At 70.0% G+C, this 16,518-nt stretch carries 8 protein-coding genes; 2 read left to right on the forward strand and 6 right to left on the reverse strand.

The window, feature by feature from the left end:
• Nucleotides 1-116: 116 nt before the first annotated feature.
• Entirely contained in the window at nt 117-4,529 is a 4,413-nt protein-coding gene (locus ACQ393_RS04215; protein ID WP_430645569.1) for a hypothetical protein, read from the forward strand.
• A gap of 68 nt (nt 4,530-4,597) precedes the next feature.
• On the opposite strand, the gene ACQ393_RS04220 is transcribed toward ACQ393_RS04215, so the two are convergent.
• Both ACQ393_RS04220 and ACQ393_RS04225 read right to left on the reverse strand, forming a co-directional pair.
• The gene (locus ACQ393_RS04220) at nt 4,598-6,457 is read right to left on the reverse strand and encodes a bifunctional metallophosphatase/5'-nucleotidase (RefSeq protein WP_430645570.1); all 1,860 of its coding nucleotides are present in this window, start codon (nt 6,455-6,457) and stop codon (nt 4,598-4,600) included.
• Between the two features lie 128 nt (nt 6,458-6,585).
• Nucleotides 6,586-6,921 (reverse strand): hypothetical protein, encoded by a 336-nt coding sequence (locus ACQ393_RS04225; RefSeq protein ID WP_430645571.1) that lies wholly within the window; start codon nt 6,919-6,921, stop codon nt 6,586-6,588.
• Between the two features lie 114 nt (nt 6,922-7,035).
• On the opposite strand from ACQ393_RS04225, the gene ACQ393_RS04230 reads away from it, so the two are divergent.
• Complete coding sequence (locus ACQ393_RS04230) at nt 7,036-11,244, forward strand: BTAD domain-containing putative transcriptional regulator (RefSeq protein ID WP_430645572.1); 4,209 nt, start codon at nt 7,036-7,038, stop codon at nt 11,242-11,244.
• A 67-nt stretch (nt 11,245-11,311) separates the two neighbouring features.
• Here ACQ393_RS04230 and ilvC read toward each other — a convergent pair whose 3' ends face one another.
• The 4 genes from ilvC to ilvD form a co-directional block, all read right to left on the reverse strand.
• Nucleotides 11,312-12,340: a ketol-acid reductoisomerase gene (ilvC, locus tag ACQ393_RS04235; RefSeq protein WP_430645573.1), complete on the reverse strand. Its 1,029-nt coding sequence runs from the start codon at nt 12,338-12,340 to the stop codon at nt 11,312-11,314.
• A gap of 67 nt (nt 12,341-12,407) precedes the next feature.
• Entirely contained in the window at nt 12,408-12,917 is a 510-nt protein-coding gene (gene ilvN / locus ACQ393_RS04240; protein WP_430645574.1) for an acetolactate synthase small subunit, read from the reverse strand.
• 2 nt (nt 12,918-12,919) lie between these two features.
• The gene (locus ACQ393_RS04245; RefSeq protein ID WP_430645575.1) at nt 12,920-14,728 is read right to left on the reverse strand and encodes an acetolactate synthase large subunit; all 1,809 of its coding nucleotides are present in this window, start codon (nt 14,726-14,728) and stop codon (nt 12,920-12,922) included.
• 46 nt (nt 14,729-14,774) lie between these two features.
• The gene (ilvD, locus tag ACQ393_RS04250; RefSeq protein WP_430645576.1) at nt 14,775-16,469 is read right to left on the reverse strand and encodes a dihydroxy-acid dehydratase; all 1,695 of its coding nucleotides are present in this window, start codon (nt 16,467-16,469) and stop codon (nt 14,775-14,777) included.
• Between the last annotated feature and the right edge of the window lie 49 nt (nt 16,470-16,518).

The following is a 16,518-nucleotide window of genomic DNA, read 5'->3' on the forward strand; positions in this document are numbered from 1 at the left end:
CAGCCGATCGTCCGAGCGAGGGTGGACGCCGCTTCCGGGCAGGGCCATACTCGGCGCCGTCGAGTGCGTCCACCACGGGACATGGGGGTGCCCCGGGACGCACCGAGGGGGTTGTGATGACCGAGCGCGTCGCCGAACAGACCGCAGATTCATCGAAGAAGGGGTTCCTGGCTGCACTCGCAGCGGCCGTCTTCCTCAGTACGCAGATCCTCGCGCCGGGCGCCGGCGCGGGCGCGGCGACGATCGACGCCGACTACGTCGCGCAGGGCCCGAGCCCGATCACCGGCGGGCAGGTCGAGTCGGTGACTCCAGACAACGAGGTCGCCGGCGCCGTGCACACGGTGGTCGCACACCCCGACGATCCGAGCATCGCCTGGATCGGCACCGTCAACGGCGGGGTGTGGCGCACGAACAACGCCACGTCGGCGTCGCCGCACTGGACGCCGCTGACGGATCAGCAGTCCAGCCTCTCGATCGGCGCGCTCGAACTCGACCCGACGGTCGCGAGCGATACCGTCCTCCTCGCGGGCATCGCCCGCGTGAGTTCCTTCGGTCGCACCTCCGGACCGCTGAACGGGCTGCTCCGCACGTCGGACGCCGGGACGACCTGGACTCCGCTCGGCGCCGCACAGCTCGCGGGCGAGAGCATCTCGGGCGTCGCGCCACGAGGCGCGACCATCGTCGTGGCGTCCAACGCGAACAGCAACGTGTTCGGCGCCGGTCAGGGCGGGATCTTCCGCAGCACCGACGGGGGCGCGAACTTCACGCGCCTCTCCGGCAACGGCACGAGCGGCCTGCCGAACATCGGCGTCTTCGACCTCGTCGGCGACCCGTCCGACCCGACCGTGCTCTACGCCGGCTCGCAGCAGGGCATCTTCCGCAGCACGAACACCGGCTCGACGTGGACGAACGTCACCAACCAGGTGACCGGCATCAACAACGCGACGACGAACAACCTCGAACTCGCGGTGCACGCCGACGGGAGCGACAACATCGTCTACGCGGGCGTCGTGAACGGCGGCCAGCTGAACGGCCTGTGGCGTTCACCCGACCAGGGCGCGAACTGGACCCAGCTCGACACGCCGACGACCAACGAGGGCGGCGTGATCGTGGGCCTGCAGCCGCGCGAGAAGCCGGGCGGGCAGGGCGGCGTCCACTTCTCGATCCTCGCCGACGCGACCGATCCCGACGTCGTCTACCTCGGCGGTGACCGGCAACCCCTCGACGCCGGACCGAACGCCGGGAGCTTCCCGAACTCGATCGGTGCCGACGACTTCAGCGGCCGTCTCTTCCGGTGCGACGCGGGACTCGCCGCCGGAAGCCAGTGCGTGCCCCTGACGCACAGCGGCACCACCGACGGCGACAGTGCGCCGCACGCCGACTCGCGCGAGATGGTGTTCGACGCCAACGGCGACATCCTCGAGACCGACGACGGCGGCATCTACCGCCAGACCGACCCCTCGACCGGCAACGGCGACTGGGAGTCACTGAACGGCGACCTGCAGATCGCCGAGCACCACTCGTGCGACTACGACAACGTCGGCGACATCATCCTCTGCGGCGACCAGGACACGGGCGCGCCCGAGCAGTCCTCGTCGGGTTCGACGAGCTGGGAGACGCTGAGCGCGGGCGACGGCGGATTCGTCGCGGTCGACGATTCGGGCGTCGCCTCGGTCCGGTACAGCAGTTCGAACAACCTCGGCGCGGGCTCGTTCCTGCGGCGCGGATGCACTGCGGCGAACCTCTGCGTGAACTCCGCACCGGACTTCGTGGTCGCGGGCCAGGGCGGGCAGACGCTGCAGCAGTTCGAGACGAACGCGGCAGGCAATTCGACGTTGCCGCTCTACACCCCGCTCGTCATGAACGACATCGATCCGAGTCGATTCATCGTGACGTCGAACCGGGTCTACGAATCGCTCGATGCGCTCGATGAACTGACGATCGTCGTCAACTCCCTCGGCGGACCGGCCAACAACCCGACGCTCACGACGCGCGCGATCGCCTACGGCGGCCGCGCCGGCGGCGCCGACAATGCCGGTGTCCTCTGGTACGGCGACACGGTGGGCCAGCTGTTCCTACGCAGCAGCGGAGCGGGGACACCCGCGGCGCTGCCGGGGTGGACCTCCGGAACGACGACCGACATCGTCCTGAACCCCGAGAACTGGGCCGACGCCTTCGTCTCGACCGCGACCCAGGTGATGCGCACCACGGATGCCGGCGGCACCTTCGCCGACGTCACGGGCAACCTCGGCACGGTCGCACCGGGTGCGACGATCCGGTCGCTCGAGATCGTCCCGGTCCCCGGCACGAACGTGCTCGCCCTCTTCGCCGGAACCGACACCGGTGTCTTCATGAGCCAGACCCAGAACCTCGGCGTCTGGGCCGAGCTCGGAGCCGGGCTGCCGAACGTGGTCTCGTTCGACCTGACGTTCGACGCCGGCGACGACGTACTGCTCGTCGGCACGATGGGCCGCGGCAGCTGGCTCGTCGAGGGCATCTCCGACCTCATCCCGATCGCGGACCTGCGCGTCGACAAGTCCGACTCCCCCGACCCGGTCATCGCCGGCGAGGAACTGTTCTACACGATCACCGTGACGAACGACGGTCCGGATGACTCGGCCGGCGTCGTGGTCGTCGACGAACTGCCGGACGACCTCGACTACCTGTCCGACGACGGCGACTGCACGTACGACGCCGTCGAGCACCGGCTCACGTGTGCCGTCGGCGACATCCCGGCCGGGGAGTCGCGCGAGATCGTCGTCAAGACACGCGTGCACTCCGACACGGTCGTGGACGAGGACGACGGCACGCTCCGCATCGAGAACGTCGTGACCGTGTCCGGCGCGAGCGTCGACGACGACCTGACGAACAACTCCTCCACGGAGTACACGTTCGTGCAGGAGCGCAGCGACCTCGCCGTCACGAAGGTCTGCAAGCCCGACGACGAGCTCCCCGCGGGCGAGACGGGCACCTGCACGATCTTCGTCGACAACCTGGGTCCGTCGTCGGCGCGCGACATCGTCGTCACCGACACGAACCTGAGCGACGGCGACTTCTCGTTCGGGACGATCACCCCGAGCCAGGGATCCTGCGGTGTGGGCGGCGGAGTGGTGACCTGCCAGCTCGGCGACCTCGCTGCAGCCTCGCCGTCGGCCGGCGGCAGGGCGACGATCACGGTGGAGGTCTCCGCAACGGAGGACGTCGACATCAACGACGTCGTCCGGGTGACCTCACCGACTCCGGATCCGGACCAGTCGAACAACGAGGCGCAGGAGTCCATCAGCGTGATGGCCGTCGCCGACCTCTCCGTCGACAAGACCGGACCGCCGACCGCGATCGCGGGGACCGAGATCACCTACACCCTCGCGATCGTGAACCACGGGCCCTCGACCGCCTCCGGCGTCGTGCTGACGGATTCCGTCTCCAGCGGCGTGGAGATCGTCTCGGTGTCGGCGTCGGGCGGCGCCTCGTGCAACGCGGGCGTGCCCGGCGATGCCGCACGGCCGAGCGAGTGCTCGTTCGGCAACCTCGCGCCGGGGGCGACTCGGACCATGACGGTCGTCGTGCGCATCCTGCCGGCCTTCACGGGCGAACTGCACGATGATGCGCGGGTCGGCAGCGCGACGTTCGACAACGATCTGTCGGACAACCTCGACACGGTGGTGACGGATGTCTCAGCATCGGCCGACCTCTCGGTCACCAAGACCGACTCGCCGGATCCGGTCCTCGCGGGTGACGACCTCACCTACACGATCACCGTGTCGAACGACGGCCCGTCCACCGCGACCGCGGTGCTCCTCACCGACGAGCTCCCGGACGGGACCACGTTCATCGAGGGCGTCGACGGGAACGGCACGACGGTCTGCGCGCTCGTGCAGGTCGGCACGGTCGTCTGCGATCTCGGCGACCTCGCCCCGGGCGAGAGCGCGACGGTGTACGTGACCGTCACGGTCGATCCGTCGCTGCCGCCCGATGCGGTCCTGTCGAACACCGCGACGGTGACCTCCGACACGCCGGATCCTGACGCCTCGGACAACGAGGCGACGGAGACGACCGAGGTCGACACCGCAGCGGACCTGTGGCTCGACAAGACCGCCGAGATGCGGTCGGGCAACCCGGCGCCGGTGATCGTCTTCACGCTCACCGTGCACAACGACACCGGCTGCGAGCAGGACGCCCAGTCGACGCCGTCGCCGAACTGCGGCACGGGCGGTCCGTCCGATGCCCAGGACATCGTCGTGACCGACGACCTGCCCCTGACCGCGAAGAAGCTCGTGGTGCAGTACGTGTCCCCGCAGTGCACCTACGACTCGGCAGTCCACGAGGTGACCTGCACCGCCGACACGGTGCCGGCCGGCGCGACCGTGCAGTTCGTCATCGAGGCGCAGGCCAACGGAAGTGTCGGGACGATCCAGAACGACGCGGACGTGACGAGCGCCACGCCCGACCCGGACACGGGCAACAACGCCAACGCCGCGACCATCGTGGTGAAGGGCGGCACCGGGAAGGGCAAGGGCGGCAAGGGCTGAGCCCGCCGCGCCCCGGGTGCAGTGGGACCGGTCGGAGCCGGTCCCACCGCACCGCGGTCGCTCGAGGCTCAGAAGACCGGCGTGCCGCCGCGCGTGAGCCGCCAGTTCTCGACGTGGAAGTCGGCCGGGTCGATCACGCCCGCCTCCGACGCGTACGACACGATGGCCTCGCGGATGGCGACCTGCGCGTTGTACACGACCGGCGCGGTGGCGATATGCGGGAACCCGCCGCCGCCCGACTGCCGGTAGTTGTTGACCGCGACGAGGAACTGCTGGTCGGGTGCCACGGGCGCGCCGCCGTACGACAGGTTCGCGATACGGGTGCCCACGGGCTGCGAGATGTCGACGTCGTAGTCGACGCCCGAGAACTGGTCGTAGTTGTAGTCCGGCGTGCCGCCGGAGTTCGTCCACGATGCGGGGTCGACCGGGGCGCCGGCCGCCACCTGGGTGAAGTACTTGGCCGAGTACTCCAAGTAGTCCCTGATCTGCGCGCCCGTCAGCACCGATGCGAGGAGGGTGTTGTCGTAGATGTACAGCCCCGCGACATCCTTGATCGTCACCTCGCCGGCCGGGAACGTCGCCGCCCGGTTGAACGGCGCCGCGATCGAGACGATCGGCAGGGATGCCTCGGGCGAGCCTGCCACGGCCGCCGCGACGGTCGCGGTCTGCACCGCGTTGACGTAGTCGAGGATCGCGGTGTCCTTCCAGCAGGCCTCGGCCGCCGACAGTGCCTCGGTGGAGGTGGCCACCGGGGTGTTGACGTACGTGACGACCGCGTCGTGCTGGGCCCGGATGACCGACACGAGCGCCGGGTCGTCGACCACGGTGTTCGTGTTGACCGTGAGCGCCGCGGCCTCGGCGACGCTCCACCTGCCGCGCGCGAACTCGAGCTCGAGGTCGAAGACGCTGACGCGCTGGCCCCAGTTCTTCGGTTCGCTCATGATGACGCGGCGGCCCGTCTGCGCGTTCGTGACGAAACGTTCCGGGACGTCGCGGTGGGCGTGGCCGAAGAGGATCACGTCGATGTCGGGCACCTGTTCGGCCACGAGCGCCGCGGCGTTCTCGACGGGGAGGTCGTCGCCGTACGACGACGTGCCGCTGTCGCCGGAATGCGCGCTGACGACGACGATGTCGGCGCCGGCCCGCTTCATCACGGGCACCCAGCGCGCGGCCGCCTCGACGAGGCCCTGCACCTCGATCTTCCCGCCCACGTTCGCCTTGTCCCAGATCACGACGCCTGGGTTCGTGAGGCCGAGGACGCCGACGCGGACCGGCGGCCGTCCCTTCACCTTCATGGTCTTGATCGTGTACGGCGTGTAGGCGGGCACCTTCGTGCCCGCGTGCACCGCGTTCGCGGCGAGCACGTCGGCGTCCATCTGGCCGATCCAGTACTCGAGGAAGTCGAGGCCGTAGTTGAACTCGTGGTTGCCGAGCGCGACCGCGTCGTAGCCGATCGCATTCATCTGGGCGGCGATCGGGTGCACCGCGCCCGACTCGGTCACGGGGTCGACGAGGGCGTAGTAGAAACCGAGCGGCGAGCCCTGGATGGTGTCGCCGGCGTCGAACAGCAGCGTGTGCTCGCGGCCCCGGTCGGCGCGGATCTGGTTCACGACGCTCGACACGCGCGCCAGGCCGATCGCGTTCCCCGCACTGTCGCTGTACGTCGCGTCCTTGTAGTAGTCCCAGTTGACGGCGTTGCTGTGCAGGTCGGAGGTGCCCATGATGGTGATCTTCACGTTGCCGTCGCGCGGCGCGGCGTGCGCGGCGGCCGGCCAACCGGCTGCGGCCAGCACGCTGGCGGCCGACGCGCCGATGAGCACATTGCGTCGACTGACACCGGATGCCGCGGGCGCGACCTCCTCGTCGGGGACGGCGCAGGAGCACCAGCGCGGGGTGGGTTCGGGGGCGGAGTGGGTGTGTCGGGTCATGAGATCAGATGCGACCACAACGTGGGCCGTGCGGACAAGGGGTCGGAGCGGATTCGCGTCTGCTCATTCGCGCACGGATGCACCGCGGCGGGGCCGGCGCAAGCTGTCCCCGCCGCGGGACCGCGGAGTCAGCGTGAGCCGAGCGGGCTGAGGTCGTCGTCGACGGTGGAGACCGGTACGGAGCCGTCGGCCGGGGCCTTCGGCGTCGCGGTCGTCCCATTCGAGCTGTTCGACCCGTTCGGGCTCAGGTCGTCGTCGACCGTCGACGCGGGAAGCCGGTACAGCTCCTCCATCTGCCGAGCCTGCATCGGGCTGAGGTCGTCGCGCACGCTCGACGACACCGACGTCTTCGCGGATTCGGAGGTCTCTTCCGAGCGGGTGCCCTGGCACCCGGTGAGCGCGACGCCGATTGCGACGGCGGACGCGGCGGCGGTGATGCGGATGAGTGTGCGTGTGGTGTTCATGCCTCGACGGTGCGCCCGGCGGGTATCCGCCCGGCGCCCGACCGGTATCCGTCTGGTATCCGTCGTCTCGGGGGTTCATTGACAGGCGGGTGCCCACGGGGGAACACTGCGACCATGGGCATCGGGGTCTTCGGCCCGCTTCGCCTGGAGGGGGTCTCGCTCAGCCCGCGCGAGCGCATCGTGCTCTCGGCGCTGGTGCTCCGCGGCGGGCGGCCGACGACGACGGACGAACTCGCGGATGCGGTGTGGCGCGACGATCCGCCGGAGACCTGGCCGAAGCAGCTGCAGATCTCGATCGCCAGGATCCGCGCGGCCATCGGACGCGATGCGATCGAGACCAGTCCCGGTCGCTACACGCTTCGCATCGATCCCGACACCGTCGACGCCGAGCGCTTCGAACGCTTCGCGTCATCCGCACGGGACCACCTGGAAGGGGACGACCCGGCGCGGGCAGTCGATGCCGCCGACCGCGCGCTCGCGCTCTGGCGCGGCACGCCGTACGCCGACCTCACCGACTGGCCCTCGGCCCTCGTCGAGGCGGAACGACTCGATGAGGTGCGGTTGGACGTCGAGGAGGTGCGCCTCGCGGCTCGATTGCGTCTGGGGGAACACGCCGCCGCCGTCGCCGATGCCGAGCGCCTCGTGCGCGAAGCGCCGCTGCGCGAGCGCCGCTGGACGACGCTCGCGACGGCGCTGTATCGCAGCGGACGCCAGGCCGACGCACTCTCGGCGATCCGGTCCGCCAAGGAGCGCCTCGCCAACGACCTGGGCGCGGAGCCGGGCGAGGAACTCCAGGCCGTGGAGGTCGCGGTCCTGCGCCACGACGACTCACTCGATCTCGGCGAAGCACCGAGGCCTGCGAGCGACGCATGCCCCTACCGCGGGCTCGCGCCGTTCGGCGTCGAGGACGAGGACGACTTCTTCGGTCGCGCGAGCGACACGACCGCCGCGCTCGCACGGCTCGCGCGCTCCAGGTTCCTCGCGATCTCCGGTGCCTCCGGCAGCGGCAAGTCCTCACTGGTGCGCGCCGGCCTGATCCCCGCCCTCCGACGTCGGGGTGACCGCGTCGCGCTGCTGGTCCCCGAACGCGACCTCGACGTGCACGTGCGCGACGCGCTGTGGGGCGCGCGGCGGGCGGACGTGATCGTCGTCGACCAGTTCGAGGAGGTCTTCCACGCCGGCGAGGCCGATGTCGACGCGGCCGCCGGCGCGATCGCGGAGGCCGCGGCGTGCGGGACGACCGTCGTGCTCGTGGTCCGCTCCGACTTCCTCGACGACTGCGCCGCCCACCCCGACCTCGCACCGCTCGTGGCCGAGGGGGTCCACCTCGTCGGCCCGATGGCGCCCGACGCGCTGCGCGAGGCGATCGAGCAGCCAGCCAGGCGGGCGGGACTCCGCCTCGAGCCGGGCCTCGTCGAACTGCTCCTGCGCGATGCCGCGGGCGAGGCAGGCGCACTCCCCCACCTCTCGCACGCCCTCGTCGAGACCTGGCTGCGGCGCGAGGGCGGAACGCTCACGGTCGCCGGCTACGAGGCCTCGGGCGGCATCTCCGGCGCGATCGCGCAATCCGCCGACCGGCTCTACCAGTCGATGGACGCCGAGCAGCGCGCGCTCTGCCGCTCGGTGCTGCTGCGGCTCGTCGCCCTCGCACCGGACGGCACCCCGGTTCGTCGGCGCGTCCCGTCGCGGCCGCTGCGAACGGATGCCGCGAGGGAGGATGTGCTGTCGCTGCTCTCGCGTGAGCGGCTGATCAGCGCCGAGGCCGAATCGGTCGAGGTCGCGCACGAGTCGCTCGCCACGGCATGGCCGAGGCTGCAGTCATGGCTCGCGGAGGACGCGGAGAGCACCCGACTGCTCAACGCCGTCTCCGCGGCGTCGGAAGCCTGGGCCGCCGCAGGCCGACCCGCCGACGACCTCTACCGCGGCGCGCGACTGCAATCCGCGCTCGAGTGGCGGGACGCCGCACCACGCGACCTCACCGACATCGAGGCGGCGTTCCTCGACGAATCGGCCGCACGGGCCACCGCCGAGCGCGACGAACTCGCCGAACGCGCCCGCCGGGACCGGAGCCAGAACCGACGGCTCCGGAGCCTGCTGATCGTGGCGGCGAGCCTCATCGTCCTGCTCGTGGGCGCGGGATCAGTCGCCGTGGCCGCGTCGCGCGAGGCGGCGGCCCAGCGCGACAGCGCCACGATCGAGGCGCTCGTTGGGAGCGCACTCTCGCTGCGCGGATCGGAGCGGGATGTCTCGGCGCTGCTCGCCGCCGAGGCATATCGACGCTGGCCGGAGGATCCACGGACACGCGCCGCACTCATGGGAGTCCTGCAGGGTGCGGGCGGCTTCATCGGCAACGCCGTGATCGACGGCACCCAGCACTCGTGGGGCGCGGCGATCCCAGGCAGCGCGAACGGGTTGGTGGTGACCTCGGAGGGCGATCTCTCGATCCGGGATCTCGCCACTGCAGAGGTCGTGTCGGCCCTCGACCTCGGTTTCGACGAGGGCCCCGTCGGACCCGTGCTCGTCGACGTCTCCCCCGACGGTCGCGTCGGTGCGGTGCTCTGGACCACCGCGGCGGAATCGCCACCATGGATTCCACAGCTTTCGATCGCGAGTCGGCTCGTCATCGTCGATGTGGCCGAGGGACGCAGATCGCACGAACCGATCGATCTGCCCATCGGCGCGGGTGCCCTTGCGATCGAGGCCGACGGCTCGACGATCGCCGTTGCGAGCGCTGCCGACGGTGCCATCACGCTCGTGTCGTCCGAGACCGCCGAGACCCGTCCGGTCAGCGGGGAGCGGCTCGCGCCACTCGACACCGACACGATCGCCGCGGCGGCCGCATTCACGTCGGACGGCGAGTTGCTCGTCGGCAGGCTGGGTGCCGAGCTGGAGGTCATCGACCCGGATTCGGCGACCGTCATCCGCCGCGTCGCCGTCCCGGAGACATCCGCCAACCAATCGATCTCGGTCACGCGGTCGGGGAACATCGTCGCCAGCGGAGCGACGCACCTGATCTCGGTCGACCCGGACAGCGGCGAACTCCTCTGGAGCACCGATATCGTCGACGCTCCGTTCGGCCCGTGTCACTGGGTCGCCGGAGCTGAGCTCGTGGACCGCGCGTTCTGCGGCAACCGGTTCGGTCGGATCACGCTCTTCGACCTCACGACCGGAGCGGCGACCGGAGAGGAGATCGCGGCACTGCTCGGGGACGTCGGACCGATGGACATCTCCGAGGATGGCCGGGTCCTCGTGGCGTTCAGCGGCACCGAGGCAGCGATCTCCCGATGGAAGCTCGACGGCCGGGGTGCCACCGACCGGCTGATCGCGCCCGATGCGACGGCGATCGGCGGGTACTCCTACGAAGGCTCTTCCATCGTGGCCGCCCCGCAGCAGAGCGCCTCGGTCTCTCAGGACGTGTGGAACGGCGCCGCCGTTATCGATACGGAGACGGGCGAGCCCTCCTACTTCTTCCGCGAAGCCATCACGGATGTCGCGTGGATCACCGGAAGACGCGTGATCGCCTTGCACGAGTCCGACGGGATGTATCACGCGATGGATGCGGACACCGGCAGCACGCTCTCGACGAGCCTCGAGCTGGCGCGATTCTGGGTGACCGACGCAGGAACCCGGGTCCAGGCCATGGGCACCGACGGGTCGATCACGCCGCTCGATGCGGCCGACCTCCGTCCGGTCGACGAGCCTCTGGAAGTCGAGGGCTGGCCGATCTGGTTCGCGAAGTCGCCGGATGGCGCGCGCATCAGCGTGTCGTCCTTCGGAGAGCCGGAGCTCGCCCCTGATGGCACGGTCGTCCAGACCCGGGTCGCGATCATGGACTCGGATGCTTCCCGCATCATCTCCTCCGGGCCGCTCGGCGTCGGCGGAACCGTGCTCCTCGACAACGGGGATCTCATCGGACTGGAGGACAACCGGATCGGTCGCTATCGATCCGAGGGGCTCGATCGGATCGGAGCGCTCACGGGGACAGCCGGCGGACTCGGCATCCCCACCCTCAGCACCGACGGCAGAACGCTCCTCATCACTGCAGCCGACGGAACCGCGATGCTCTACGACCTGCCCAGCGGCATCCGGATCGGCGAACCCATTCGAATGGCGTCCGGAAGCATCGGCGCCGGACATCTCCGCCCCGATGGGCTCGAGATGGCCCTGAGCATGCGGGACGGCGTCGTCGTCTGGGATCTCGATCCCGACCACCAGTTCGACGCGGTCTGTCGCATCGCCGGTCGAGAACTCACCACGGACGAGTGGAGGACGTACCTGGCCGACCTCGGACCGCAGCAGCCCACGTGCGGCTTCGCGAGCTGAACGCCGGCGGCGGGGCCGGCCGGAGCCGACCCCGCCGGGCGGGTGGTGCTACGTCAGGACGCGAGCGTCAGCGAGCGACCTCGCCGTCCACGTAGTCGTCGTCGTCCGACGAGTTCCAGGCGAAGAGCTTGCGCAGCTCGCGACCGGTGGTCTCGATGGGGTGCTGCTCGCCCTTGGCGCGGAGCTCGAGGAACTCCTTCTGGCCGTTGTCCTGGTCGGCGATGAAGCGCGTGGCGAAGGTGCCGTCCTGGATGTCGGCGAGCACCGCCTTCATGTTCTCCTTGACCGACGGGTCGATGACGCGCGGGCCCGAGACGTAGTCGCCGTACTCGGCCGTGTCGGAGACCGACCAGCGCTGCTTGGCGATGCCGCCCTCCCACATGAGGTCGACGATGAGCTTCAGCTCGTGGAGCACCTCGAAGTAGGCGATCTCGGGCTGGTAGCCGGCCTCGACGAGGGTCTCGAAGCCGTACTGCACGAGCTGCGAGGTGCCGCCGCAGAGCACGGCCTGCTCGCCGAACAGGTCGGTCTCGGTCTCTTCCGTGAAGGTCGTCTTGATGACGCCGGCGCGGGTGCCGCCGATGCCCTTCGCGTACGACTTCGCGATGTCCCACGCCGTGCCCGAGGCGTCCTGCTCGACGGCGATGATGTCGGGGATGCCGCGGCCGGCGACGAACTCGCGACGCACCGTGTGGCCCGGCGCCTTCGGCGCGACGAGGATCACGTCGACGCCCGCGGGGGCCTCGATGTAGCCGAAGCGGATGTTGAAGCCGTGGCCGAAGACAAGCACGTCGCCCTCGTTCAGGTTGTCCTTCACCGACTCGGCGAAGATGTGACGCTGGTACTGGTCGGGGGCGAGGATCACGACGACGTCGGCCCAGGCCGCGGCGTCGGCGACGTTCTTGACCTCGAAGCCGGCCTCTTCGGCCTTCTGGATCGACTTCGAGCCGTCCTTGAGGCCGATGACGACCTCGACGCCCGAGTCGCGCAGGTTCTGCGCGTGCGCGTGACCCTGCGAGCCGTACCCGATGACGGCGACCTTGCGCCCCTGGATGATCGAGAGGTCGGCGTCCTGGTCGTAGTACATCTCAGCCATTGCGGTTCTTTCTCCTTGTGGTGGTGTTCGGTGACGGATGTCGCAGCTCGCGCCGCGGCATCCGATTTCAGTTCTTGAAGACGCGCTCGGTGATGGACTTGCCGCCGCGGCCGATGGCGAGGAGGCCCGACTGGGCGATCTCCTTGATGCCGTAGGGCTCGAGGACCTTCAGGAGCGCGGTGGTCTTGCCGGAGTCGCCGGTGACCTCGATCACGAGCGCGTCGGTCGAGACGTCGACGACGCGGGCGCGGAAGAGATTCACCGCCTCGAGCACGGCCGACCGAGTGGTGTTGTCGACGCGCACCTTGATGAGCAGGTGCTCGCGCTGCACCGACTGGGCGGGGTCGAGCTCGACGATCTTGATCACGTTGACGAGCTTGTTCAGCTGCTTCGTGACCTGCTCGAGCGGGAGGTCCTCCACGTCGACCACCACGGTGATGCGGCTGAGGCCGTCGATCTCGGAGTGGCCGACCGCGAGCGACTCGATGTTGAAGCCGCGCCGGGCGAAGAGCCCCGCGACGCGGGTCAGCAGGCCGGGCTTGTCCTCCACGAGGAGGGAGAGCACGTGGGTCGACATGTTCAGTCCTCCTGGCTGAAGGCCGGCGAGTGGTCGCGGGCGTACTGGACGTAGGAGTTGGAGACGCCCTGCGGGACCATCGGCCACACCATGGCGTCGGCGGACACGACGAAGTCGATCACCACCGGGCGGTCGTTGGTCTCGAGCGCGAGCTTGATCGCGTCGTCGACCTCCTCCTGCTTCGTGACCCGGATGCCGAGCGCGCCGTAGGCCTCGGCCATCTTCACGAAGTCGGGCACGCGCACGGTGTCGTGACCCGTGTTCAGGTCGGTGTTGGAGTACCGGCCGTCGTAGAACAGGGTCTGCCACTGCCGGACCATGCCGAGCGAGGAGTTGTTGATGACGGCGACCTTGATGGGGATGTCGTTCAGGGTGCAGGTCGCGAGTTCCTGGTTCGTCATCTGGAAGCAGCCGTCGCCGTCGATCGCCCACACGGTGCGCTGCGGCTCGGCGACCTTCGCGCCCATGGCCGCGGGGACCGCGTAGCCCATCGTGCCGGCGCCCCCGGAGTTCAGCCAGGAGTTCGGCCGCTCGTACCTGATGAACTGGGCGGCCCACATCTGGTGCTGGCCGACGCCCGCGGCGTAGACGCCCTCGGGGCCGGTGAGCTCGCCGATGCGCTGGATCACGTACTGCGGCGCGAGCAGCCCGTCGGTGGTCGGCGAGAAGCCGAGCGGGTACTCCGTCCGGAGTCCGTCGAGTGTGGCCCACCACTCCTCGAGGTCGGGTGCATCGGACTTCGTGACCTCGCGGTAGGCGGCGAGCAGGTCGACGAGGACCTCCTTAGCGTCGCCGACGATCGGCACGTCGGCGGCGCGGATCTTGCCGATCTCGGCCGGGTCGATGTCGACGTGCACGACCTTGGCGTCGGGCGCGAACAGGGCGGCCTTGCCGGTCACGCGGTCGTCGAAGCGCGCGCCGAGCGCGATGAGCAGGTCGGACTCCTGCAGCGACAGCACCGCCGGGACGGTGCCGTGCATGCCGGGCATGCCCAGGTGCTGCGGGTGGGAGTCGGGGAACGCGCCGCGCGCCATGAGCGTCGTCACCACGGGCGCCTTCGTCGCCTCGGCGAGCGCCTTCAGCTCCTCGGATGCGCCGGCTCGGATGATGCCGCCGCCGACGTAGAGCACGGGGCGCTTCGCCTCGGCGATGAGCTGCGCCGCGGCCAGCACCTGCTTGCCGTGCGCCTTCGTGATGGGGCGGTAGCCGGGCAGGTCCATCTTCGGCGGCCACGAGAACGCGAACGTCGACTGCTGCGCGTCCTTCGTGATGTCGACGAGCACGGGCCCCGGCCGACCGGTCGAGGCGATGTGCGCCGCGGCGGCGATGGTCGCGGGGATCTCCTCGGCGCGCTTGACCAGGAACGAGTGCTTGGTGATCGGCATCGTGATGCCGACGATGTCGGCCTCCTGGAACGCATCGGTGCCCATGAGGTTCGAGAACACCTGGCCGGTGATCGCGAGCAGCGGCACCGAGTCCATGTGCGCATCGGCGATGGCGGTGACGAGGTTCGTGGCGCCGGGGCCGGAGGTCGCGATCGCGACGCCGAGCTTGCCGCTCGACGATGCGTAGCCCTCGGCCGCGTGACCGGCCCCCTGCTCGTGGCGGACCAGGATGTGGCGGAGGCGACGGCTGTCGAGCAGCGGGTCGTAGACGGGCAGGATCGCGCCGCCGGGCAGGCCGAACACGTCGGTGATGCCGATCAGCTCGAGCGATCGGACGACCGCCTCGGCTCCGGTGATCATCTCGGGCCCGTTCTGGGACTGCGACAGGGTGGCGGGCGATGGCACGGGGTTGGCTTCCGTGGTCATTCGATTCCTGTTCATGGTGATGGTGAGTTCGGGACAGGCGAGAGCCTCAGCCCGTGGTCGCGCCTTCGGCTGCGGAACGCACGAGCTTGGAGTACTTCGCGAGGACGCCTCGGGTGTAGCGCGGGGGAAGCGGAGCCCAGCCGTCGCGGCGGGCTGCCAGCTCGGTTTCGTCGACCAGTAGGTCGATGGAACGAGCCGCGATATCGACCCGAATCAGATCACCATCGCGCACGAAGGCGATCGGACCTGCGTCCACCGCCTCGGGTGCCAGATGGCCGATGCACAGGCCGGTTGTGCCGCCTGAGAATCGACCGTCCGTCAAGAGTAGTACATCTTTTCCGAGCCCAGCGCCCTTGATGGCGGCGGTGATGGCGAGCATCTCGCGCATGCCGGGGCCGCCCTTGGGGCCCTCGTAGCGGATGACGACGACGTCGCCGTGCTTGATCTCACCCGCGGTCAGCGCGTCCATGGCCGCGCGCTCGCGCTCGAATACGCGGGCCGGCCCCTCGAACGTCGCCGCGTCGAAGCCCGCGGTCTTCACGACCGCGCCCTCGGGCGCGAGCGAGCCGTGCAGGATCGTGAGCCCGCCGGTCTCGTGGATCGGGTTGTCGAGCGTGCGGAGCACCTCGCCGTCGAGCGGGGCGATGTCCATCTCGGCGAGGTTCTCGGCGAGCGTCTTGCCGGTGACGGTCAGGGCGTCGCCGTGCATGAGGCCCGCGTCCAGCAGGGCCTTCATGAGCACGGGCAGGCCGCCGCGGCGGTCGACGTCGTTCATGACGTACTTGCCGAACGGCTTGAGGTCGCCGATATGCGGCACCTTCGACCCGATGCGGTTGAAGTCGTCGAGCGTGAGCTCGACCTCGGCCTCGCGCGCGATGGCGAGGAGGTGGAGCACGATGTTCGTCGAGCCGCCGAGCGCCATGCCGACCGCGATCGCGTTCTCGAACGCCTTCTTGGTGAGGATCTGCCGCGCGGTGATGCCCTGCTTCAGCAGGCCGACGACGGCCTCGCCGGAGCGGTGCGCGTAGTAGTCGCGGCGGCGGTCGGCCGACGCGGGCGACGCCGAACCCGGCAGCGAGAGGCCGAGCGCCTCGGCGACCGACGCCATCGTGTTCGCCGTGTACATGCCGCCGCACGCGCCCTCGCCGGGTGCGAATGCGCACTCGATGCGCTTCGCGTCGGCCTCGCTCATCTTGCCCGCCTTGACCGCGCCGACGGCCTCGAACGAGTCGATGATCGTGATGTCCTTCTCGGTGCCGTCGGACAGGCGCACCCAGCCGGGCGCGATCGAGCCGGCGTAGAGGAACACCGAGGCGAGGTCGAGCCGCGCAGCGGCCATGAGCATGCCCGGGATCGACTTGTCGCAGCCGGCGAGCAGCACCGAGCCGTCGAGGCGCTCGGCCTCCATGACGACCTCGACCGAGTCGGCGATGACCTCGCGCGAGACGAGCGAGAAGTGCATGCCCTCATGGCCCATCGAGATGCCGTCGGAGACCGAGACGGTGCCGAACTGCAGCGGGTAGCCGCCGCCGCCGTGCACGCCCTCCTTGGCGGCCTGCGCGAGGCGGCCGAGCGAGAGGTTGCAGGGCGTGATCTCGTTCCACGACGACGCGATGCCGATCTGGGGCTTGTCCCAGTCGGCGTCGCCCATCCCGACCGCGCGGAGCATCCCGCGGCTGGTGGTGGCCTCGATGCCATCCGTGACGACGCGACTGCGGGGCTTGGGATCGATCTCCGACATGGGTCGAGTCTACGGGCCGCCGGAGACCGGTTTCGTCGCGGGTCGGGCG

The organism is Agromyces sp. GXS1127 (assembly GCF_050565425.1).
GTDB lineage: Bacteria > Actinomycetota > Actinomycetes > Actinomycetales > Microbacteriaceae > Agromyces.